This is a genomic window from Citrobacter sp. Cy070, from assembly GCF_030332245.1.
GTDB classification, from domain to species: domain Bacteria; phylum Pseudomonadota; class Gammaproteobacteria; order Enterobacterales; family Enterobacteriaceae; genus Citrobacter; species Citrobacter youngae.
Window position 1 is genome coordinate 1 of the sequence record NZ_JAOWIG010000048.1, and the last position, 21,532, is coordinate 21,532.

The window sequence follows — 21,532 nt, forward strand, 5'->3', positions numbered from 1 at the left end:
AATCGGTGGAGCTGCATGACAAAGTCATCGGGCATTATCTGAACATAAAACACTATCAATAAGTTGGAGTCATTACCGGCTACGTTGTATGTGTAACGGGTGGCGGGTAGAGTTGCGTCGAATTAGGAAAAATCTTAGACATTTGTAAGAAATGATGTGAGCTTGTAAGGGACGCGGCATTCTACGAAAGGAATGTTTAGACAACGCGTAAGCGCCATCACGTTGCTATGTATTTGACCTTTTGCTTTTTTTTTACCGGGCCTTCCCGGCGACATCACGGGGTGCGGTTCTGCCGCATGAAAATAATGTTGGTTATTATGGATGCAAATAATGCATACATCCGAGTTGCTGAAACACATTTATGACATCAATTTGTCGTATTTATTGCTAGCACAGCGTTTGATCGTTCAGGACAAAGCGTCTGCAATGTTCCGCTTGGGTATCAGCGAGGAGATGGCAGATACATTGGCAACATTAACACTTCCTCAAATGGTCAAATTGGCTGAAACCAATCAACTGGTATGCCATTTCCGTTTCGACGATCATCAGACTGTAACGCGTTTGACGCAAGATTCCCGCGTTGACGATCTTCAGCAAATTCATACCGGTATTATGCTTTCAACACGCCTGCTTAACGACATCGATGACGCAGCGCGTAAGAAAAGGGCTTGATGATGAGCGAAAAAAGCATTGTTCAGGAAGCGCGTGATATCCAGTTAGCGATGGAATTAATCACATTGGGCGCCCGTTTGCAAATGCTGGAAAGCGAAACGCAATTAAGCCGTGGCCGACTCATCAAGCTGTACAAAGAATTACGCGGTAGTCCTCCGCCAAAAGGGATGCTTCCGTTTTCCACCGACTGGTTTATGACGTGGGAACAAAATATTCATGCATCGATGTTTTGTAATGCATGGCAGTTTCTGCTTAAAACCGGTTTGTGCAGCGGCGTGGATGCCGTGATTAAAGCGTATCGGTTATATCTTGAGCAGTGCCCGCAACCAGAAGAAGGGCCGTTGTTGGCGCTTACTCGTGCGTGGACCCTTGTCCGTTTTGTTGACAGTGGTTTGCTTGAATTGTCCGCCTGTAACTGCTGCGGCGGAAATTTTATTACCCACGCGCACCAACCCGCAGGTAGCTTTGCCTGCAGTTTATGTCAGCCGCCATCGCGAGCCGTAAAAAGACGTAAACTTTCCCAGAATGCTGCCGATATTATTCCACAACTGCTGGATGAACAGATCGAACAGGCTGTTTAACTGAAACGGTGTGGATAAACACTCCAGCAGCGGTAAGCGATTACCGCTGCTTTTTTTTGTCCTGACCATGAGTTAACTGCCCGACTGCGCATCCTGTCATAGTCAATTGCGAAAGGATGATGTCGTGCTTATCTTATTAGGTTACCTGGTTGTTATTGGTACAGTTTTCGGCGGTTACATGATGACCGGCGGACACCTTGGGGCACTCTATCAACCGGCTGAGCTGGTGATCATCGGTGGCGCAGGTATCGGGGCATTCATCGTTGGCAACAACGGAAAAGCCATCAAGGGGACGATGAAAGCGATCCCGATGCTTTTCCGTCGTTCAAAATACACCAAAGCGATGTATATGGATCTGCTGGCGCTGCTGTATCGCCTGATGGCCAAGTCACGTCAGCAGGGCATGTTTTCGCTTGAGCGCGATATCGAAAACCCCAAAGAGAGTGAAATCTTCGCCAGCTATCCACGCATTCTTGCGGATGCGGTGATGCTTGATTTTATTGTTGATTATCTGCGTCTGATTATCAGCGGCAACATGAACACGTTTGAAATTGAAGCGTTGATGGACGAAGAAATTGAGACTCACGAAAGTGAAGCTGAAGTCCCGGCCAATAGCCTGGCGATGGTCGGTGATTCATTACCGGCGTTCGGGATCGTGGCAGCCGTTATGGGGGTTGTTCACGCTCTGGCTTCTGCTGACCGTCCGGCGGCTGAACTGGGTTCATTGATTGCGCATGCGATGGTAGGGACATTCCTCGGGATTTTACTGGCCTATGGATTTATTTCCCCACTCGCCAGCGTCCTGCGACAGAAGAGTGCTGAAACCACCAAGATGATGCAGTGTGTGAAGATAACTCTGCTCTCCAATCTGAATGGCTACGCGCCACCGATTGCGGTCGAGTTTGGTCGTAAGACGCTCTATTCCAGCGAACGTCCTTCGTTTATCGAACTGGAAGAACATGTTCGTGCGGTGAGGAATCCAGCAGCGCAGCAGACGACCGAGGACGCATGAAAAATCAGGCCCATCCCATTATCGTCGTAAAGCGACGCAAACATAAAAATCACGGTGGTGGGGCGCATGGTTCGTGGAAAATTGCCTACGCCGATTTTATGACCGCGATGATGGCCTTCTTTCTGGTGATGTGGCTTATTTCCATCTCCAGCCCTAAAGAACTGATTCAAATTGCCGAATATTTCCGTACTCCGCTGGCCACTGCGGTGACGGGCGGAAATCGGATCTCGAATAGCCAAAGTCCAATTCCTGGTGGGGGTGATGATTACACCCAGCAGCAGGGGGAAGTGAATAAGCAGCCCAACATTGATGATCTGAGAAAGCGCATGGAGCAAAGTCGCTTGAGCAAGCTACGTGGCGATCTTGATCAACTGATTGAATCCGATCCTAAGCTGCGTGCACTACGCCCACATCTGAAAATTGATTTGGTCCAGGAAGGGCTGCGGATACAGATTATCGACAGTCAGAACCGCCCGATGTTTAAAACCGGAAGCGCAGAGGTTGAACCTTACATGCGTGATATTTTGCGGGCGATTGCGCCGGTGCTGAATGGGATCCCAAACCGTATCAGTCTTTCTGGTCATACGGATGATTATCCCTATGCCAACGGTGAGAAGGGATATAGCAACTGGGAACTGTCTGCCGATCGCGCCAATGCATCGCGTCGCGAGTTGGTCAGCGGCGGACTGGATGATGGAAAAGTATTACGGGTGGTAGGTATGGCCGCCACGATGCGTCTGAGCGATCGCGGTCCCGAGGACGCCATCAACCGCCGTATAAGCCTGCTGGTTCTGAATAAGCAGGCCGAAGAGGCCATTTTGCATGAAAACGCTGAAAGCCAGAATGAGCCGGTAAGTGTCTTACAACAGCCAGTGGCGATGCCGCCGGCAAGCGTTCCCACATCGCCACCAGCCAATCCGAGGTGATAGCGTGAGCATGGATATTAGCGATTTTTATCAGACATTTTTTGATGAAGCTGACGAACTGTTGGCTGACATGGAGCAACACCTGCTGGATTTGGTGCCTGAAGCCCCGGACTCCGAACAGCTGAATGCCATTTTTCGTGCAGCGCACTCGATTAAAGGCGGGGCGGGCACTTTCGGCTTTACCATTTTGCAGGAAACGACCCATCTGATGGAAAACCTGCTGGATGAAGCGCGGCGTGGCGAGATGCAGCTCAATGCCGACATTATCAACCTGTTTTTGGAAACGAAAGATATTATGCAGGAACAGCTCGACGCCTATAAAAACTCAGAGGAGCCAGATGCCGCCAGCTTTGAGTACATTTGTAATGCGTTACGACAGTTAGCGCTCGAAGCAAAAGGTGAAACCGCGCCCGCGGTGGTCAATAGCGCCAAACTGAGCGTTGTTGATAGCACGGCGATGCCAGACGAGGTGGTTGCACAAGCCGCCCCTGTCACTGAAGAGATCAAAAAGCGGATCATTCTCTCGCGCCTGAAAGCCAGTGAAGTCGATTTACTGGAAGAGGAACTGGGGAATCTGGCGACCTTAAGCGATGTGGTCAAAGGTGCCGATACGCTGTCGGCAACGATCGACGGTAGCCTCGCTGAAGATGACATTATTGCTGTGCTCTGCTTCGTCATTGAAGCGGATCAGATTGAGTTCGAAACTATCACTGTCGCGCCGACTGTTGCAGAAACGCCAGCTGTCGCGGATGTCGTCGAACCACAGCCGCTACCGGTTGCTGCGCCTGCGCCGGTGGCCAAAGCGACCGCCAACGAAGCGCCGCATGGACGAGCAGAGCGTGAGAAACCAGCCCGCGCAAGCGAGTCGACCAGCATCCGCGTGGCGGTTGAGAAGGTCGATCAACTGATTAACCTGGTGGGTGAACTGGTCATCACACAGTCAATGCTGGCTCAGCGCTCTAATGAACTGGATCCCGTCAATCATGGCGATCTCATCACCAGCATGGGTCAGTTACAACGTAACGCCCGCGACTTACAAGAGTCGGTGATGTCGATTCGTATGATGCCAATGGAGTATGTGTTCAGCCGTTTCCCACGTCTGGTGCGCGATCTGGCCGGTAAGCTGGGTAAACAGGTCGAACTGACGCAGGTGGGGAGCTCAACCGAACTCGATAAGAGCCTGATTGAACGCATCATTGATCCATTAACGCACCTGGTACGTAACAGCCTCGATCACGGTATTGAATTGCCGGAAAAACGCATCGAATCCGGGAAAAGCCCGATTGGTAATCTGACACTTTCTGCCGAACACCAGGGCGGGAATATTTGTATCGAAGTGACTGATGATGGCGCGGGTCTGAACCGCGAACGTATCCTGGCGAAGGCTATTTCCCAGGGGATGCCGATCCACGAAAATATGAGCGATGACGAAGTCGGCATGCTGATCTTCGCCCCGGGATTCTCAACCGCCGAGCAGGTGACGGATGTTTCCGGGCGCGGTGTCGGTATGGATGTGGTGAAGCGAAATATCCAGGAGATGGGCGGTCATGTTGAGATCCAGTCAAAACAGGGTCAGGGCACAACCATCCGTATCTTACTGCCGCTGACGCTCGCTATCCTTGATGGCATGTCCGTTCGTGTAGCCGATGAAGTGTTTATCCTGCCGCTGAATGCGGTGATGGAATCTCTGCAACCTCGTGAAGAAGATCTCCATCCGCTGGCCGGCGGAGAGCGCGTTCTGGAAGTGCGTGGTGAGTATTTACCGCTGGTTGAGTTGTGGAAAGTCTTTGAAGTTGAAGGTGCAAAAACCGAAGCAACTCAGGGTATTGTAGTGATTTTACAAAGTGCAGGGCGTCGCTACGCGTTGCTGGTCGATCAGCTAATTGGTCAACACCAGGTGGTGGTAAAAAACCTGGAGAGCAACTACCGCAAAGTGCCAGGCATTTCCGCAGCAACGATCCTCGGCGACGGTAGCGTCGCGCTGATTGTCGATGTCTCTGCATTGCAGGGGTTAAACCGCGAACAACGTGTGGCAATCACAGCCGCCTGATTGAGTAAGAAAGGGAAGAATATGACCGGTATGAGTAATGTAACTAAACTGGCCGGCGAACCGTCAGGTCAGGAATTCCTCGTGTTTACGCTGGGGGATGAAGAGTACGGTATCGATATCCTGAAAGTGCAGGAAATCCGCGGCTACGATCAGGTTACGCGTATTGCCAATACGCCAGCCTTTATTAAAGGTGTGACTAACCTGCGCGGCGTGATTGTGCCGATTGTTGATCTGCGTGTGAAATTCAGCCAGAGCGATGTGGATTACAACGAGAACACCGTGGTGATTGTGCTGAATCTGGGACAACGGGTGGTTGGGATTGTCGTGGATGGCGTATCCGATGTGCTGTCGCTGACAACCGATCAAATCCGACCGGCACCGGAATTCGCGGTTACGCTGTCAACGGAATATCTGACGGGGCTGGGCGCGTTGGGAGACCGGATGCTGATTCTGGTTAACATTGAGAAATTGCTGAACAGCGAAGAGATGGCGCTATTGGATATCGCGGCTTCGCATATGGCATAAAAGTAGTCAATATTATCATTCTTTGTAATATTTAGCTGGCAGTTATTAAACGCCCTCCACAATATGGAGGGCGTTTTGCTTTTAATTTTATGTGTAGGGAAGCCAGGTAATAATGGTTGTTTTATTTTGATTTTGAATGTTTATATTTATCTTATTCACTTGGTTTATTTTTATTTTTTTCTTTAATTAAAACTGGCGAATCTTTATAGTATCTGTCGTTTGTGGGTACATATAATACAATCTACAAGTGCAATATATAAATAATTTATCTTTTGGAATAATTTATATTGCTAATGAATATGTAATGAAGTTGTGCCTCCTGATTTTTTCTATTGGCGTAGAGGGAACTAAATGTGAATGCTATATATAATATAGTCTGGAGTACGGCGCGTAATATGTTTGTGGTCGCTGGTGAGTTTTCCCGCGGTAATAATGGAATGCGTAATAGCATCAGGGTAACAGGTCTGGCAACATTAATATGCAGTGCTGCTGTCAATGCTACCGGGTTAGGCCCACAAAACGGTGCATCAATTATTTTGAATGATAATGAAGTCGTTACGGCGAGTGGACAAACAAATACCACGGGTGTTGAGAGCATCACTACCGGCGGTGATGGCTTACAGATTAAAGGAAAAGCAACTATCAACGTATCGGGTGAAACTTTGTCTACCGGGGTTTCACTGGATAATGGCACCAAAAATGATTTAGGCACGAATACCGAAATCCATGTCGTCGATACGGATGGCACACAAAATTCAAGTAAAAATACCACCGGAATTTTGATTTCAGGTAATAACCTGGGTACAGAAGTAACAGCATCCGGTATTAATATTGATGTTTCGGGTAAAAATAATGTTTATGGATTTAAAAATATAGGCAAAGACAGTAACGTCGATCTTGGTAGTGGAAGTTCTATTACAGCCAGAACTGAAACTGATTATAGTATTGGTGGGATAGGTGATGCCCGCGGTGTCTATTTATTAGGCGGTAGTGGTACTTTCACCATGGATAATGGTTTTATCCATGCTACAAGTATAGATAACACTGCGTGGGGGATTCAAAGTACGGGTAATGCTAAAATTGATTTAGGTAAAAATAGCCAGGTGGTTGTAGAGGGCAATAATATTGCAACCGGTATTGAGATAGGTACTGATGGTGTATTAGATGCCGATCAACTCACTGTCACTGCAACAGGACTGGCAACAGATTATGGTTCTGTGACAGGTTTAAAGCTGGGTAAAAATAATCATGTTGATTTGGGAGATAACAGCAGAGTAACCATCAATGGTGCCTCCGATCTTGCTGAAGGCATCTCCGTTATGGGTCCCGATGCTACGTTAATCGCCAATAATATGGATATTAATATCAGTACGACTCTGGATTGCCGTACAGGGGGGTGTACCACGCGTGGCATCGCTATTAATGGGGCCGGATCACGCATTGATTTGGGCAGCGGATCGACCATCTCAATCACCGGGTTCTATGATGGGGCTGGAGTAACGATAAACCCCGCGGCAAAAGGTTCTGAATTTATTGCTGATAATCTGACGATTGATGTGACTGGGACGCAGGTAAGTGCAATATCAATGAGCACAGGTTTTATGGATTTAGGCCAAAACAGCATCATAAGCGCAGCCGGAGGGGCGACGACCCTCTGGGTGACGGGGGGCGAATTCCACGCGGTCGCGCTTACCGTCAATACCGCTCAGTCTGTGGGCATCATTGCGCAGGGGGGCGATGTGATGATTGGCGCAGGCAGCGTTGTTGACGGCAGAAGTTCTGCCATGTCGGGCTCTGCGACCAGCGGTATCGCTGCGACCTCCGGGAGTACTCTTGATTTTAAAGGGGATGCCGACAATCGAAATGTTATTTACGCGATCGATGGTTACGGCGTGTCATCCCAGTTCTACGGCGCAACGGTTAATATCGCGAATACCGATATTCTCATGAGTGGGCAAAATAACCCTTACGGGCTTTGGGCGATAGGAAGTAATAATTTAAACCGTCCGGGAATAATTAATGGTGAAAACCTGACCATTGATGTGACAGCGAGTGGGGCAAATGGTTATGGCGCGGTGGTTCAGCAGGGCGGGGCAATATCGCTGACCGGTGACACTACCATTAAAACCCAGGATGGTGTCGCTATTCTTGTTCCTGTTGTTACCGACAGTGCGGGAAATCTCTTACCCGGCGGGACCGTGACCGGTTCAGGTGTAATGGATATTACGGGCGATATCATTAGCGCGGGTGAAGGCAGTATTTCACTGGATATGGCGTCTGGTTCGCGGTTGGTGGGGGCGACGTTTGTTAACACTGATCCGACGGTAGACTCCTCGCTGAATCTCTCACTGGCTGAACAGACGCAATGGACAATTACCGGTGATTCTTCTTTAACTCAATTAAATAATGCCGGAGATATTGTATTTGATACTCCTTCACAGAACGGACAATTTAAAACGCTGACGATTAATGGGAATTATCATGGCGATAACAGTCATCTTTATCTGAACACGCAGTTAGGGGATGACAATTCACCGACGGATAAAGTGATTATCACTGGTGATACATCCGGTAGCACGACGCTCTATGTCAATAATATCGGGGGGGAAGGGGCGTTAACAACAAAAGGTATTGAAGTGATTGATGTCGGCGGTCAGTCTGATGGCGTTTTTACTCAGGGTAATCAGGTGCAGACAGGTTTGTATGAATACCGATTGTATGAAGACGGCGGTGACTGGTATTTGCGTTCGCAGGCTGTCCCGCCGGTAGATCCGGATGATGGCGACGATGTTACACCGGTAGACCCGGATGATGGCGACGATGTTACGCCGGTATACCCGGACGATGGCGGTGATGTTACGCCGGTATACCCGGACGATGGCGGTGATGTTACGCCGGTATACCCGGACGATGGTGGTGATAGTAAACCGGTAGATCCGCAATATCGGGCTGATATTGGCGCTTATCTGGGCAACCAGTGGATGGCGCGTAATCTGCAAATGCAGACCCTTTATGACCGCGAAGGGAGTCAATTACGTACCGATGATGGCAGTATGTGGATGCGCTTTAAAGCAGGTGATGCGTCGTCAACAGCGGCAGACGGTCATGTGGATATTGACAACACTTACTCGCAACTGCAAATCGGTGGTGATGTGCTTAGCTGGGATAATGGCGAGCAGAGCCTGAAGGCGGGACTGATGGTGAGTTACATTAACGCCGACACGGACAGTACAGGCAACCGTGGTGCTGATGGGAGCCGGTTCTCTGCCAGTGGTAACGTAGCCGGTTATAATCTCGGCGCTTATGCCACCTGGTTTGCGGATGCGAAGAATCACAGCGGGCTGTATGTGGATAGCTGGTACCAGTACGGCCTCTACAATAACAGCGTCGATAACGGCGATGTCGGGTCAACAGATTATGATTCGGCGGCCAGCGCGGCCTCCTTGGAAACGGGCTATCGGTACGACATCGGACTTGAAAACCTGAATACTGTCAGCCTGACGCCACAGGCTCAGGTGACATGGCAACAATATAAAGCGGACGCGGTTGTGCAGAATGGAACGCGTATTGACGGACAAAACGGTGACAGCTGGACCACGCGCCTCGGACTGCGGGTAGATGGCAAGCTGCACAAGAATACGACGTCGGTTATCCAGCCGTTTGCGGAGGTAAACTGGTTACACACCAGCGATGATGTTGGCGTAGCATTTGATGGTGCTGAGGTGAAGCAGGATCTTCCGGCAGATCGCGCCGAGATGAAAGTGGGTATCCAGGCGAATCTGAATAGCCAGTGGAGTATCACTGGACAAGTGGCGGGTCAAAAAGGACGTAATGACTATGGCGATCTCAGCGGTAGTTTGCTCGTACGTTACAGCTGGTAATTGATGTAAATTATCATCCAGGTGTTGTTGAAATACCCCAGCCTGTGGCTGGGGTAATCTTTGTTGATTTGCTGCTCTTGTTTACTTAGCTCGCTCTTGTCTTAAAAAAGTTAAGCCTTAATCTCTTCTGTGATGTTTTCTGAAGACTCGCTTTCTTCCAGTAAACCTTCATCCTGTGCCAGCATCGCCGTTGCAATCCCGTTACCTAATACGTTGATTGCTGAACGTCCCATATCCAGGAAGTGGTCAATACCCATCAGTAGCAGAATTCCGGCAACCGGAATATTAAAGCTTGGGATGGTTGCCGCCAGCACCACCAGCGCTGAACGCGGCACACCGGCTATCCCTTTTGAGGCCAGCATCAATGTCAGCATCAGCACGGTAATTTCCGCGAAGGAAAGGTGGATGTTATAAGCCTGTGCGATAAACATGGAGGCGAACGAGCAGTAGACCATGGAACCCACCAGGTTAAACGAATAACCGATAGGCAGTACAAATGACACGATATTGGGCGAGCAACCAAATTTGGTTAATTGCTCCAGCGTTTTCGGATAAGCGGCTTCGGAGCTGCTGGTGGTGAAGGCAACCAGAACCGGGTCTTTGAGCATACTGACCAGGCGGAATACCTCTTTTTTCAGCATCATATAACCCACGGCCAGCAGGACCAGACAGGTCAGCAAAATCGCCACATAATAACCACCAATGAACGATGCGTAGTTGAGCAGGATCCCCAGGCCCTGGGTGGAGATAACGGAAGAGATAGCGGCAAAAATAGCCAGCGGCGCAACATACATCACGTAGCCGGTCACCTTCAGCATAATGTGGGAGACCACATCCAGCGCAGCAACCAGCGGTGCGTTAAATTTTTCGCCGAGCGAAGCACCACCGATTCCGAAGAACATCGAGAATACGACGATTTGCAGGATCTCATTATTCGCCATCGCTTCGGCGATGCTGGTGGGAATGGTATGCGTCAGAAAACCTTTCAGGCTCATACCACCAACGGCCAGGCCGGTATCAGTGGCTTCCAGCGGGATCGCCAGGTTCAGACCGCTGCCGGGTTGTTCGAGGGAGACCACAAACAGGCCGACCAGAATAGACAGAATAGAAGAGCTGATAAACCATATCATCGCTTTGCCGCCCACGCGCCCGATGGTTGAGGTTTCGCCCAGGCGCATAATACCCACGGTCAGGGTACTGAATACTAAAGGTGCAATTACCATCTTAATCAGGCGCAAAAAGATGTCGGTGAGCAGCGTAATATTATCGGCCCAGGCGGTAACGACGCCGGGGGAGGCATAAGAGTGGATCACCGCACCCGACAGGATCCCCGCCAGCATGAAGATCACAATAAACAACGTGAGTTTGTTTGCATTTGCCACTAAAAAGCCCTCAGTAAGGATTTAACATTTATTGTTCTGTTACTCATTTTTTATACTTATTAAGTGGTAACGAAATATTCATCATATAAATTGGATTAAAGCGTAAGCAGATACAACTTTTTTTAATTTTTTATCCATTTTGTTGTGGTATTTGGCGAGTGATTATGTGATCGAAGTCACACGAAAAAGGGGCGGAGAATACAAATAGCGGCAAAATCAGGCGAGTTGAAAATGTTATTTGCATGATAATTATGATGTTTTTATGTAAATGAGTTGTGGTTTCTGTGCCTCCGGCTTTCCCTCCGCCCACCGGGCCTTGCTTTCCTGATGGATTTCCTTTTTGCAAACGTAAAGTTATCTCAGTGAATGCCGATAATGTTGATAACTCGTTTTCAGGAAGGTGCCTTATGTTTAACCGTATCCGCGTTGTCACAATGCTGATGATGGTGCTGGGGGTTTTCGCACTGCTACAGCTTGTTTCCGGTGGTCTGTTGTTTTCTTCATTGCAGCAGAATCAGCAAAGTTTTGTTATTTCTAACGATCTTCGACAGCAGCAAAGCGAACTCACCTCAACATGGGATCTGATGCTGCAAACACGCATCAATTTGAGTCGTTCCTCTGCGCGCATGATGATGGATGCGTCCAACCAGCAAAGCAGCGCGAAAAACGATCTGCTGAAGAATGCGAAAGCGTCATTGGCGCAAGCCGAAGCGCATTACGCTAATTTCAAAAAAATCACGCCGTTGCCTGATATGACGGATGCCAGTGGTAACGTCGATGAAAAATATCAGCAGTACCATGCGGCCCTGGTGGAGCTCATCCAGTTCCTTGAAAACGGCAACATGGATGCCTATTTCGCACAGCCAACTCAGGGCATGCAAAATGCCCTTGGCGCAGCGTTAGGTAAATATGCAGATGTTAGCGAGAAACTCTACCGCCAGGCCTTTGATCAAAGCGCAAGCGATTACCATTTTGCCCAATGGCAACTCGGCATTCTGGCAGTAGTGCTGGTACTGATTCTGGTGGTGGTGTGGTATGGCATTCGTCATGCCTTGCTAAACCCTTTGTCTCGCGTCATTGCGCATATCCGTGAAATTGCCAGCGGTAACTTAACCGCAACTCTGGCTGTCAGCGGTCGTAATGAAATTGGCGAGCTGACCAGCACGGTCGATCATATGCAGCGTTCGCTAACCGAAACGGTAACCCTGGTGCGCGAAGGTTCGGATGCGATTTATTCCGGTACCAGTGAAATTGCCAGCGGTAACACCGATCTTTCATCCCGTACTGAACAACAGGCTTCCGCGTTGGAAGAAACCGCAGCCAGCATGGAACAGTTGACGGCTACCGTGAAGCAAAATGCGGACAATGCGCGTCAGGCCTCGCAACTGGCGAAAAGCGCCTCCGATACCGCGCAACATGGCGGCAAAGTGGTTGATAGCGTGGTGAATACCATGCACGAAATCGCCGATAGTTCGAAGAAAATTGCCGACATTATTAGCGTTATTGATGGCATTGCATTCCAGACAAACATTCTTGCGCTGAATGCGGCGGTAGAAGCTGCGCGTGCCGGTGAACAAGGCCGTGGTTTTGCCGTCGTTGCCGGTGAAGTGCGTAACCTGGCAAGCCGCAGTGCGCAGGCAGCAAAAGAGATTAAAGCGCTAATTGAGGATTCTGTATCGCGGGTTGATACCGGTTCTGTATTGGTAGAAAGCGCCGGGGAAACCATGCATGACATCGTTAATGCGGTCACGCGTGTGACTGACATCATGGGGGAAATCGCCTCGGCATCCGATGAACAAAGTCGAGGGATAGATCAGGTTGCGCTCGCCGTGTCTGAAATGGACCGGGTTACGCAACAGAACGCCTCGCTGGTGCAGGAGTCGGCCGCTGCCGCTGCCGCACTTGAGGAGCAGGCCAGTCGCCTGACCCAGTCGGTGTCGACATTCCGCCTCGCGTCACGTCCTTCATCATCAAAGACACGAGATACACGACTACCTGCGACAGCGACTCCGGCGTCACAACCGCGCCAGCTAGCCACCGAACAAGATACGCATTGGGAAACATTTTGACTGACAGCTAAACCGCGGCCTGCGCCGCCTGATGGGAGCGTTGATGTTTAATCGTATTCGAATTTCGACCACGCTGTTTTTGATTTTAATCCTCTGCGGTGTTTTGCAGATTGGCAGTAATGGCTTGTCCTTCTGGGCATTTCGGGATGGTTTTCAGAACCTGAACCAGGTCGAACAGAGTAATCAGCAACGCGCTGCGCTGGCGCAAACCCGCGCTGTGTTATTACAGGCCAGTACTGCGCTTAATAAAGCAGGCACGTTGACGGCTCTGAGCTATCCGCCAGAGGATATCAAAGCGCTGATGACGATTGCACAGGACAGCCTGGCCCAGTCCGAATCGATATTTAAACGCTTTATGGCGACGACAGAGACGGCAGAAGAGGGGAAGGCGCTGCAAAGCGCAACCGAGAAAAGTTTCAGTCAATGGCATAGCGATCTGGTTCACCAGGCAACCTGGCTGGAAAATAATCAGCTGTCAGATTTTTTGACCGCCCCGGTGCAGGCTTCACAGGATGCCTTTGATGCAAACTTTACGGCGTGGCAAAACAACATCAACCAGGTATTGCAAAAAGCAGAGGATCACAGCCAGCGTAGTTACCATATGTCCGGGGTGATTTTCGCCACCGTGCTGGTACTGGCGGCGCTATTAACGACTGCAGCGCTGTACTGGTCGCGCAAAATGATTGTACAGCCGCTGGCTATCATCGGTAGCCATTTCGACAGTATTGCGGCGGGTAATTTGGCGCGACCGATAGCGGTTTATGGGCGTAATGAGATTTCAGCCATTTTTGCCAGCCTGAAAGCGATGCAACAGGCACTGCGTGAGACGGTCAGTGAGGTACGCCAGGGGAGCTCGGCAATGCATACCGGGATCTCGGAAATCGCGATGGGTAATAACGACCTGTCCTCGCGAACTGAACAGCAGGCGGCATCGCTGGCGCAAACGGCAGCCAGTATGGAACAGCTTACCGCTACCGTGGGGCAAAATGCGGATAACGCGCGACAAGCCTCAGGCATTGCCAAAAGTGCGGCCGACACGGCGCATAAAGGAGGGGAACAGACGGCTAAGGTTGCCAGCACTATGCATGAGATTTCTGCCAGCTCGCAGAAGATAGGTGACATCACCAGTGTGATTGACAGCATCGCCTTCCAGACCAACATCCTGGCGTTAAACGCTGCGGTAGAAGCTGCCCGTGCCGGTGAGCAGGGGCGCGGTTTCGCCGTGGTCGCCGGAGAGGTCCGTAATCTGGCAAGCCGTAGCGCACAGGCAGCGAAAGAAATTAAAGGACTGATCGAAGAGTCCGTCACCCGCGTTCACCAGGGATCGCAACTGGTGGATATGGCGGCGCGCACGATGACAGAGATTGTTAGCTCGGTTACCCGGGTTAACGACATCATGGGGGAGATTGCCTCGGCCTCCGATGAACAACGCAGAGGCATTGAGCAGGTGGCGCAAGCCGTCAGCCAGATGGATTCTGTCACACAGCAGAACGCCGGGCTGGTGGAAGAAGCGGCAGCCGCCACTGAGCAGTTAGCTACCCAGGCAGATAATCTTTCCGCCTGTGTCGCGTTTTTTAAAATTGAAGAACAAACCGTAACACAACAAGAATTGGCACAACCGCAGGTTGTGCCCGTTGTATCCTGAATGTGATTGAGAAGGCGCTATGACATCATCTCTGCCCTCCGGGCAAACGTCATTATTGTTACAGATGACACAGCGCCTCGCGCTGTCTGACGCGCATTTTCGTCGGATATGTCAATTAATCTACCAGCGCGCGGGGATCGTGCTGGCCGACCATAAGCGGGACATGGTCTATAACCGCCTGGTTCGCCGGTTGCGTACCCTGGGACTGGATGATTTTGGTCGCTATCTCAGTATGCTGGAAGCCAACCAGAACAGTGCTGAGTGGCAGGCTTTTATTAACTCCCTGACCACCAATCTGACCGCTTTTTTTCGCGAAGGGCATCACTTTCCGGTGCTGTCTGACCACGCCCGTCGACACAGCGGTGAATATCGCGTCTGGAGCGCGGCAGCGTCTACCGGAGAAGAACCTTACAGTATTGCGATTACGCTGGCCGATACCCTGGGTATGGCGCCGGGTCGCTGGCGTGTTTTTGCGAGCGACATTGATACTGAGGTGTTGGAAAAGGCAAGAAGCGGTATTTACCGTCTTGACGAGCTAAAGACGTTGTCGCCACAACAGCTGCAGCGTTATTTCATGCGCGGTACCGGGCCCCATGAAGGGCTGGTGCGCGTACGGCAGGAACTGGCAAGCCATGTTGAGTTTTCCAGCGTGAATTTACTGGACAAGAAATACAACGTGCCAGGCCCGTTCGACGCCATATTCTGTCGTAACGTCATGATCTATTTTGACAAAACGACTCAGCAGGACATTTTGCACCGTTTTGTTCCACTCCTTAAACCTGACGGACTGCTGTTTGCAGGTCATTCAGAAAACTTTAGCAACCTCGTGCGCGAGTTTAGCCTGCGCGGGCAGACGGTGTATGCGCTAGGTAAGGATAAAGCATGAGTAAAATCAGGGTATTGTCGGTTGATGATTCTGCATTGATGCGTCAAATCATGACCGAGATTATTAACAGCCACAGCGATATGGAGATGGTTGCGACGGCGCCTGATCCTTTGGTTGCGCGGGATCTCATCAAAAAATTTAATCCCGACGTTCTGACGCTGGATGTTGAAATGCCGCGCATGGATGGCCTCGATTTTCTTGAAAAGTTGATGCGTCTGCGTCCGATGCCCGTGGTGATGGTCTCTTCACTGACTGGCAAAGGGTCTGAGGTCACGCTGCGGGCCCTGGAGTTGGGGGCAATTGACTTTGTCACCAAACCTCAGTTGGGGATCCGCGAAGGAATGCTGGCGTATAGCGAGATGATTGCGGAGAAAATCCGCACTGCATCGCGCGCAAAACTGGCCGCCCACAAACCCACGGCAGCGCCAGCGACCTTGAAAGCAGGACCGTTACTCAGTTCGGAAAAACTGCTGGTTATCGGCGCATCAACCGGAGGAACAGAGGCAATTCGTCATGTACTCCAGCCATTGCCGCTTTCAAGTCCCGGTATTCTTATTACCCAGCATATGCCGCCAGGATTTACCCGTTCGTTCGCCGAACGTCTGAACAAACTGTGTCAGATAACCGTGAAAGAGGCTGAAGACGGAGAACGTGTGCTTCCTGGGCATGCGTATATCGCGCCTGGCGACAAGCATATGGAACTGGCGCGTAGCGGGGCGAACTACCAGATCAAAATTCATGATGGCCCGCCGGTTAACCGGCATCGGCCTTCAGTGGATGTGCTGTTCCATTCGGTGGCGAAACATGCGGGGCGCAATGCCGTCGGGGTGATCCTGACAGGTATGGGCAACGATGGGGCCGCCGGAATGTTAGCAATGAACCAGGCTGGCGCCTGGACCATTGCGCAAAACGAAGCAAGTTGTGTGGTGTTCGGCATGCCGCGCGAGGCCATCAATATGGGTGGCGTAAGCGAAGTGGTCGATCTTAGCCAGGTAAGCCAGCAAATGCTGGCGAAAATCAGTGCCGGACAGGCAATACGTATTTGAATCAGGAGTTTATTTTTATGGCGGATAAAGAGCTTAGGTTTTTGGTTGTGGATGACTTTTCCACCATGCGTCGCATTGTGCGTAACCTGCTGAAAGAACTGGGTTTTAACAACGTTGAAGAAGCTGAAGATGGCGTAGACGCGTTGAACAAACTGCAGGCAGGGGGATTCGGATTTGTGATTTCCGACTGGAACATGCCTAACATGGACGGTCTTGAACTGCTGAAAACCATTCGTGCTGACGGCAGTATGTCTGCCCTGCCGGTGCTGATGGTGACGGCAGAAGCGAAGAAAGAAAACATTATTGCGGCAGCACAAGCGGGTGCCAGTGGTTATGTTGTAAAACCGTTCACCGCGGCGACGCTGGAAGAAAAACTCAATAAGATCTTTGAGAAACTGGGCATGTGAGGATGTGATGATGATGCAACCACAAATTAAACCTGTTGACGAACACTCGGCAGGGGACATCATTGCGCGCATCGGTAGTTTGACCCGAATGCTGCGTGACAGCCTGCGTGAACTGGGGCTGGATCAGGCCATTGCCGAAGCGGCGGAAGCCATTCCTGACGCGCGCGATCGCCTGGACTACGTTGTACAAATGACTGCACAGGCGGCAGAGCGTGCGCTGAACAGCGTAGAAGCTTCACAGCCGCACCAGGATGCCATGGAAAAAGGGGCAAAAGACCTGACCAAACGCTGGGATGAATGGTTCGAAAATCCGATTGAACTGTCCGATGCCCGTGAACTGGTCACTGATACCCGCCAGTTCCTTGGTGATGTCCCCGGTCATACCAGCTTTACCAATGCCCAATTGCTGGACATCATGATGGCGCAGGATTTCCAGGATCTCACCGGTCAGGTTATCAAGCGCATGATGGATGTTATCCAGGAGATTGAGCGTCAACTGCTGATGGTGCTGCTGGAAAACATTCCGGAACAGGGCGCTCGTCCTAAACGCGAGAACGAAAGCTTGCTGAACGGTCCGCAGGTTGACACTTCTAAAGCCGGCGTAGTGGCAAGCCAGGATCAGGTCGACGACCTGCTGGATAGCCTCGGTTTCTGATGTGTATTTGCCGGATGCGGAAGGAAACTTCTCATCCGGCTTACATGTTATTCATCGGCAATTGGCGTTAAAGCCATAAATCCCGTCTTTTTTACCGCTTACTCTTCCCATTGTTGCATGGCTGTTCTGGCATCATTCACGCCTATATCTCTATCCAGGGTCTGATGCGTGGCAGAAGAAAGCGACGACGACAAAACAGAAGCCCCCACACCCCACCGACTTGAAAAAGCACGGGAAGAAGGGCAGATACCCCGATCCAAGGAGCTAACCTCACTGCTTATTTTGCTGGTGGGCGTGTGCATCATCTGGATTGGTGGGGAGTCGCTTGCCCGCAGACTGGCCGGTATGCTGTCGGCCGGATTACGTTTTGACCACAGTATGGTCAACGACCCAAACCTGATCCTGAGTCAAATCATTTTGTTGATTAAAGACGCCATGATTGCGTTGTTGCCGCTGATTACCGGGGTTGTGCTGGTGGCATTGATCTCCCCGGTGATGCTTGGCGGCTTGATCTTCAGTGGTAAATCGCTGCAACCCAAATTCTCAAAGCTGAATCCGTTACCAGGTATTAAGCGTATGTTCTCGGCGCAAACCGGGGCGGAGCTGCTCAAAGCCATATTAAAATCCACGTTGGTGGGTAGCGTAGCGGGCTTCTATCTCTGGCACAACTGGCCGGAGATGATGCGCCTGATGGCCGAATCCCCGATTACGGCGATGGGTAATGCGCTGGATTTAGTCGGTATGTGCGCATTACTGGTGGTGCTTGGCGTCATCCCGATGGTGGGGTTTGACGTCTTTTTCCAGATTTATAGCCACGTGAAAAAACTGCGGATGTCGCGTCAGGATATCCGTGACGAATTTAAAGAAAGCGAAGGTGACCCGCACGTTAAGGGCAAAATTCGCCAGATGCAGCGTGCGGCCGCGCAGCGCCGCATGATGGCGGATGTGCCGAAGGCGGATGTTATTGTGACCAACCCTACGCACTATTCGGTTGCCTTGCAGTACGACGAAAACAAAATGAGCGCGCCAAAAGTTGTGGCTAAAGGGGCCGGGTTGGTGGCATTGCGTATTCGAGAGATTGGCGCGGAGCACCGTGTCCCAACGTTAGAAGCTCCGCCGCTGGCGCGTGCGTTATATCGCCATGCTGAGATCGGTCAGCAAATACCTGGCCAATTGTATGCCGCCGTTGCCGAAGTGTTGGCATGGGTATGGCAGCTAAAACGCTGGCGTCTGGCTGGCGGCACACCGCCACCACAACCTGGAAACCTTCCGGTGCCTGAAGCACTGGATTTTATGAACGAGAAGAATACTGATGGCTAATCTGGTCGCGATGCTGCGTCTGCCCGGCAACCTGAAATCCACGCAATGGCAAATTCTTGCCGGGCCGATCCTCATTCTGCTGATCCTGTCGATGATGGTGTTGCCGCTTCCGGCCTTCATCCTCGATTTACTGTTCACCTTTAACATTGCGCTGTCGATCATGGTGCTGTTGGTGGCGATGTTCACTCAGCGCACGCTTGAATTCGCCGCATTCCCAACGATTCTGCTGTTCACCACTTTGTTGCGCCTGGCACTGAACGTCGCGTCAACGCGTATCATTTTGATGGAAGGACATACCGGTGCCGCGGCGGCAGGTAAGGTGGTGGAAGCCTTTGGTCACTTCCTGGTCGGCGGTAACTTTGCCATCGGTATCGTGGTCTTCGTCATTCTCGTCATCATTAACTTTATGGTTATCACCAAAGGTGCGGGACGTATCGCGGAAGTGGGTGCGCGCTTCGTGCTGGATGGGATGCCGGGTAAACAGATGGCGATTGACGCCGATCTGAATGCGGGATTGATTGGTGAAGATGAAGCCAAAAAACGCCGTTCTGAAGTGACACAGGAAGCCGATTTTTACGGCTCCATGGACGGTGCGAGTAAATTTGTTCGTGGGGATGCCATCGCCGGTATTCTGATCATGGTCATCAACGTGGTGGGCGGTTTGCTGGTTGGGGTGTTGCAGCACGGTATGAGCATGGGCAGTGCGGCAGAAAGCTATACCCTGCTGACCATCGGTGACGGGCTGGTAGCCCAAATCCCTGCGTTGGTTATCTCAACGGCGGCGGGGGTTATCGTAACCCGCGTGAGTACCGATCAGGACGTGGGTGAGCAGATGGTCACCCAGTTGTTCAGCAACCCAAGCGTTATGCTGCTTAGTGCGGCGGTCCTCGGTTTACTGGGGCTGGTACCGGGAATGCCAAACCTGGTGTTTCTGATGTTTACCGCGGCATTGCTGGGGCTGGCCTGGTGGATGCGCGGACGCGAGCAAAAAGCGCCAGAAGAAGCTCAGCCGGTGAAAATGCCGGAAAACAACTCGGTGGTGGAAGCTACGTGGAGTGATGTTCAGCTGGAAGACACGCTGGGAATGGAGGTTGGGTATCGCCTGATTCCGATGGTGGACTTCCAACAGGACGGCGAATTGCTGGGGCGTATTCGCAGCATTCGTAAGAAATTTGCCCAGGATATGGGGTTCCTGCCGCCAGTGGTACACATTCGCGACAATATGGATCTGCAACCTGCCCGCTATCGTATTCTGATGAAAGGGGTCGAGATTGGTAGTGGTGATGCTTACCCTGGGCGCTGGCTGGCTATCAACCCAGGTACCGCGGCCGGATCGCTGCCAGGGGAGAAAACAGTTGATCCTGCTTTTGGTCTGGATGCTATCTGGATTGAAAGCGCGCTAAAAGAGCAGGCGCAAATTCAGGGCTTCACCGTTGTCGAAGCCAGTACGGTCGTTGCCACACATCTGAACCATCTGATTGGTCAGTTTGCCGCAGAGCTTTTTGGTCGCCAGGAGGCGCAACAGTTATTGGATCGAGTTTCACAAGAAATGCCAAAACTGACAGAAGATCTGGTGCCGGGTGTGGTCACACTGACCACACTGCACAAAGTGCTGCAGAACCTGTTGGATGAAAAAGTCCCTATTCGTGATATGCGCACCATTCTTGAAACGTTGGCGGAACATGCCCCGTTACAGAATGATCCGCATGAACTTACCGCAGTGGTGCGTGTGGCGCTTGGACGGGCGATTACTCAGCAGTGGTTCCCGGGTAACGAGGAAGTTCAGGTTATCGGACTTGATACACCGCTTGAGCGTCTGTTGTTGCAGGCGTTACAGGGCGGTGGGGGCCTTGAACCTGGTCTGGCAGACCGGTTGCTGGCACAGACGCAGGAAGCACTGTCGCGTCAGGAAATGTTGGGTGCGCCGCCAGTATTGCTGGTGAATCATGCGCTGCGACCTCTCCTTGCGCGTTTTTTACGCCGCAGTATTCCGCAGTTGGTGGTGTTGTCGAATATGGAGCTTTCCGATAACCGCCATATCCGTATGACCGCGACCATTGGAGGTAAATAATGCGTACATTTCTTTGGCTGTTGCTTTTTCCACTGGCGGCACAGGCCGCCGGGGAAGGGACATGGCAGGCAAGTGGTATGGGGATTACCTTAAATTATCGTGGGGAGTCGGCTTCATCTTCGCCTTTGGTTCCCAGCCAGCCCGTTTCCGGTCTGATGACGCTGGTCGCCTGGCGCTATGAATTAAATGGTCCTACGCCTGCGGGGTTACGTGTGCGCTTATGCTCTCAATCCCGTTGTGTCGAACTGGATGGACAAAGCGGTACCACCAATGGCTTTAATAATGTCCCTGCAATTGAACCAATGCACTTCGTCTGGGAAGTGCCTGGTGGCGGTCGCCTGCTCCCTGCCTTGCAGGTTCAGAGCAATCAGGTGATTGTGAACTACCGTTAATTCCCTTCTTTA

The 21,532-nt window shown here is 51.2% G+C and carries 18 protein-coding genes; 17 read left to right on the forward strand and 1 reads right to left on the reverse strand.

What is annotated here, in order from left to right:
- The 8 genes from OGY19_RS24415 to OGY19_RS05715 all read left to right on the forward strand — a co-directional run.
- Positions 1-62: IS1 family transposase (locus OGY19_RS24415; RefSeq protein WP_071528444.1), on the forward strand; the 62-nt coding region annotated here is incomplete at its 5' end.
- Between the two features lie 268 nt (positions 63-330).
- Positions 331-672, forward strand: a complete 342-nt coding sequence (gene flhD / locus OGY19_RS05685) for a flagellar transcriptional regulator FlhD (RefSeq protein WP_040232414.1) — start codon at positions 331-333, stop codon at positions 670-672.
- Positions 673-674: 2 nt separating this feature from the next.
- Positions 675-1,253 (forward strand): flagellar transcriptional regulator FlhC, encoded by a 579-nt coding sequence (gene flhC / locus OGY19_RS05690; RefSeq protein WP_005127694.1) that lies wholly within the window; start codon positions 675-677, stop codon positions 1,251-1,253.
- Between the two features lie 124 nt (positions 1,254-1,377).
- Positions 1,378-2,265 (forward strand): flagellar motor stator protein MotA, encoded by an 888-nt coding sequence (motA, locus tag OGY19_RS05695; RefSeq protein ID WP_032939611.1) that lies wholly within the window; start codon positions 1,378-1,380, stop codon positions 2,263-2,265.
- The gene (gene motB / locus OGY19_RS05700) at positions 2,262-3,191 is read left to right on the forward strand and encodes a flagellar motor protein MotB (protein WP_061068090.1); all 930 of its coding nucleotides are present in this window, start codon (positions 2,262-2,264) and stop codon (positions 3,189-3,191) included. The genes motA and motB overlap by 4 nt, the downstream gene beginning before the upstream one ends.
- A 4-nt stretch (positions 3,192-3,195) precedes the next feature.
- Positions 3,196-5,241 carry a chemotaxis protein CheA gene (cheA, locus tag OGY19_RS05705; protein ID WP_115601831.1) on the forward strand — a complete coding sequence of 682 codons (2,046 nt, stop codon included), beginning with the start codon at positions 3,196-3,198 and terminating at the stop codon, positions 5,239-5,241.
- 21 nt (positions 5,242-5,262) lie between these two features.
- Positions 5,263-5,766, forward strand: a complete 504-nt coding sequence (gene cheW, locus OGY19_RS05710; RefSeq protein ID WP_003839146.1) for a chemotaxis protein CheW — start codon at positions 5,263-5,265, stop codon at positions 5,764-5,766.
- A gap of 353 nt (positions 5,767-6,119) precedes the next feature.
- The gene (locus tag OGY19_RS05715; RefSeq protein ID WP_286596262.1) at positions 6,120-9,647 is read left to right on the forward strand and encodes an autotransporter outer membrane beta-barrel domain-containing protein; all 3,528 of its coding nucleotides are present in this window, start codon (positions 6,120-6,122) and stop codon (positions 9,645-9,647) included.
- 110 nt (positions 9,648-9,757) lie between these two features.
- On the opposite strand, the gene OGY19_RS05720 is transcribed toward OGY19_RS05715, so the two are convergent.
- A complete protein-coding gene (locus OGY19_RS05720) occupies positions 9,758-11,029 on the reverse strand; it encodes a dicarboxylate/amino acid:cation symporter (RefSeq protein ID WP_048211351.1) in 1,272 nt (423 codons plus the stop codon).
- Positions 11,030-11,436: 407 nt separating this feature from the next.
- Between OGY19_RS05720 and tar the strand changes: the two genes are divergently transcribed.
- The 9 genes from tar (at position 11,437) to flhE (ending at position 21,520) form a co-directional block, all read left to right on the forward strand.
- On the forward strand, positions 11,437-13,098 hold the full coding sequence (tar, locus tag OGY19_RS05725; RefSeq protein WP_286596263.1) for a methyl-accepting chemotaxis protein II: 1,662 nt from the start codon (positions 11,437-11,439) through the stop codon (positions 13,096-13,098).
- A 43-nt stretch (positions 13,099-13,141) separates the two neighbouring features.
- Positions 13,142-14,743 carry a methyl-accepting chemotaxis protein IV gene (gene tap, locus OGY19_RS05730; protein ID WP_061068086.1) on the forward strand — a complete coding sequence of 534 codons (1,602 nt, stop codon included), beginning with the start codon at positions 13,142-13,144 and terminating at the stop codon, positions 14,741-14,743.
- A gap of 19 nt (positions 14,744-14,762) precedes the next feature.
- Positions 14,763-15,629 (forward strand): protein-glutamate O-methyltransferase CheR, encoded by an 867-nt coding sequence (cheR, locus tag OGY19_RS05735; RefSeq protein ID WP_048211354.1) that lies wholly within the window; start codon positions 14,763-14,765, stop codon positions 15,627-15,629.
- Positions 15,626-16,675 carry a protein-glutamate methylesterase/protein-glutamine glutaminase gene (locus tag OGY19_RS05740; RefSeq protein ID WP_005127683.1) on the forward strand — a complete coding sequence of 350 codons (1,050 nt, stop codon included), beginning with the start codon at positions 15,626-15,628 and terminating at the stop codon, positions 16,673-16,675. Before cheR ends, OGY19_RS05740 begins: the two co-directional genes overlap by 4 nt.
- Positions 16,676-16,692: 17 nt before the next feature.
- Positions 16,693-17,082 carry a chemotaxis response regulator CheY gene (gene cheY / locus OGY19_RS05745; RefSeq protein WP_005127682.1) on the forward strand — a complete coding sequence of 130 codons (390 nt, stop codon included), beginning with the start codon at positions 16,693-16,695 and terminating at the stop codon, positions 17,080-17,082.
- A 10-nt stretch (positions 17,083-17,092) separates the two neighbouring features.
- The gene (gene cheZ, locus OGY19_RS05750) at positions 17,093-17,737 is read left to right on the forward strand and encodes a protein phosphatase CheZ (RefSeq protein ID WP_040232409.1); all 645 of its coding nucleotides are present in this window, start codon (positions 17,093-17,095) and stop codon (positions 17,735-17,737) included.
- A gap of 168 nt (positions 17,738-17,905) precedes the next feature.
- Positions 17,906-19,057: a flagellar biosynthesis protein FlhB gene (flhB, locus tag OGY19_RS05755; RefSeq protein WP_061068085.1), complete on the forward strand. Its 1,152-nt coding sequence runs from the start codon at positions 17,906-17,908 to the stop codon at positions 19,055-19,057.
- Positions 19,050-21,128 carry a flagellar biosynthesis protein FlhA gene (gene flhA, locus OGY19_RS05760; protein ID WP_048211356.1) on the forward strand — a complete coding sequence of 693 codons (2,079 nt, stop codon included), beginning with the start codon at positions 19,050-19,052 and terminating at the stop codon, positions 21,126-21,128. The genes flhB and flhA overlap by 8 nt, the downstream gene beginning before the upstream one ends.
- Complete coding sequence (gene flhE / locus OGY19_RS05765) at positions 21,128-21,520, forward strand: flagellar protein FlhE (protein ID WP_048211357.1); 393 nt, start codon at positions 21,128-21,130, stop codon at positions 21,518-21,520. The genes flhA and flhE overlap by 1 nt, the downstream gene beginning before the upstream one ends.
- Positions 21,521-21,532 lie beyond the last annotated feature (12 nt).

What these genes read in the sequence shown, in the direction of transcription:
- flhA (WP_048211356.1), top strand. Translation starts at nt 19,050, where the DNA reads ATGGCTAATCTGGTCGCGATGCTGCGTCTGCCCGGCAACCTGAAATCC.
- flhD (WP_040232414.1), top strand. Translation starts at nt 331, where the DNA reads ATGCATACATCCGAGTTGCTGAAACACATTTATGACATCAATTTGTCG.
- cheR (WP_048211354.1), top strand. Translation starts at nt 14,763, where the DNA reads ATGACATCATCTCTGCCCTCCGGGCAAACGTCATTATTGTTACAGATG.
- motB (WP_061068090.1), top strand. Translation starts at nt 2,262, where the DNA reads ATGAAAAATCAGGCCCATCCCATTATCGTCGTAAAGCGACGCAAACAT.
- tar (WP_286596263.1), top strand. Translation starts at nt 11,437, where the DNA reads ATGTTTAACCGTATCCGCGTTGTCACAATGCTGATGATGGTGCTGGGG.
- cheZ (WP_040232409.1), top strand. Translation starts at nt 17,093, where the DNA reads ATGATGCAACCACAAATTAAACCTGTTGACGAACACTCGGCAGGGGAC.
- tap (WP_061068086.1), top strand. Translation starts at nt 13,142, where the DNA reads ATGTTTAATCGTATTCGAATTTCGACCACGCTGTTTTTGATTTTAATC.
- flhC (WP_005127694.1), top strand. Translation starts at nt 675, where the DNA reads ATGAGCGAAAAAAGCATTGTTCAGGAAGCGCGTGATATCCAGTTAGCG.
- OGY19_RS05740 (WP_005127683.1), top strand. Translation starts at nt 15,626, where the DNA reads ATGAGTAAAATCAGGGTATTGTCGGTTGATGATTCTGCATTGATGCGT.
- flhE (WP_048211357.1), top strand. Translation starts at nt 21,128, where the DNA reads ATGCGTACATTTCTTTGGCTGTTGCTTTTTCCACTGGCGGCACAGGCC.
- cheW (WP_003839146.1), top strand. Translation starts at nt 5,263, where the DNA reads ATGACCGGTATGAGTAATGTAACTAAACTGGCCGGCGAACCGTCAGGT.
- cheY (WP_005127682.1), top strand. Translation starts at nt 16,693, where the DNA reads ATGGCGGATAAAGAGCTTAGGTTTTTGGTTGTGGATGACTTTTCCACC.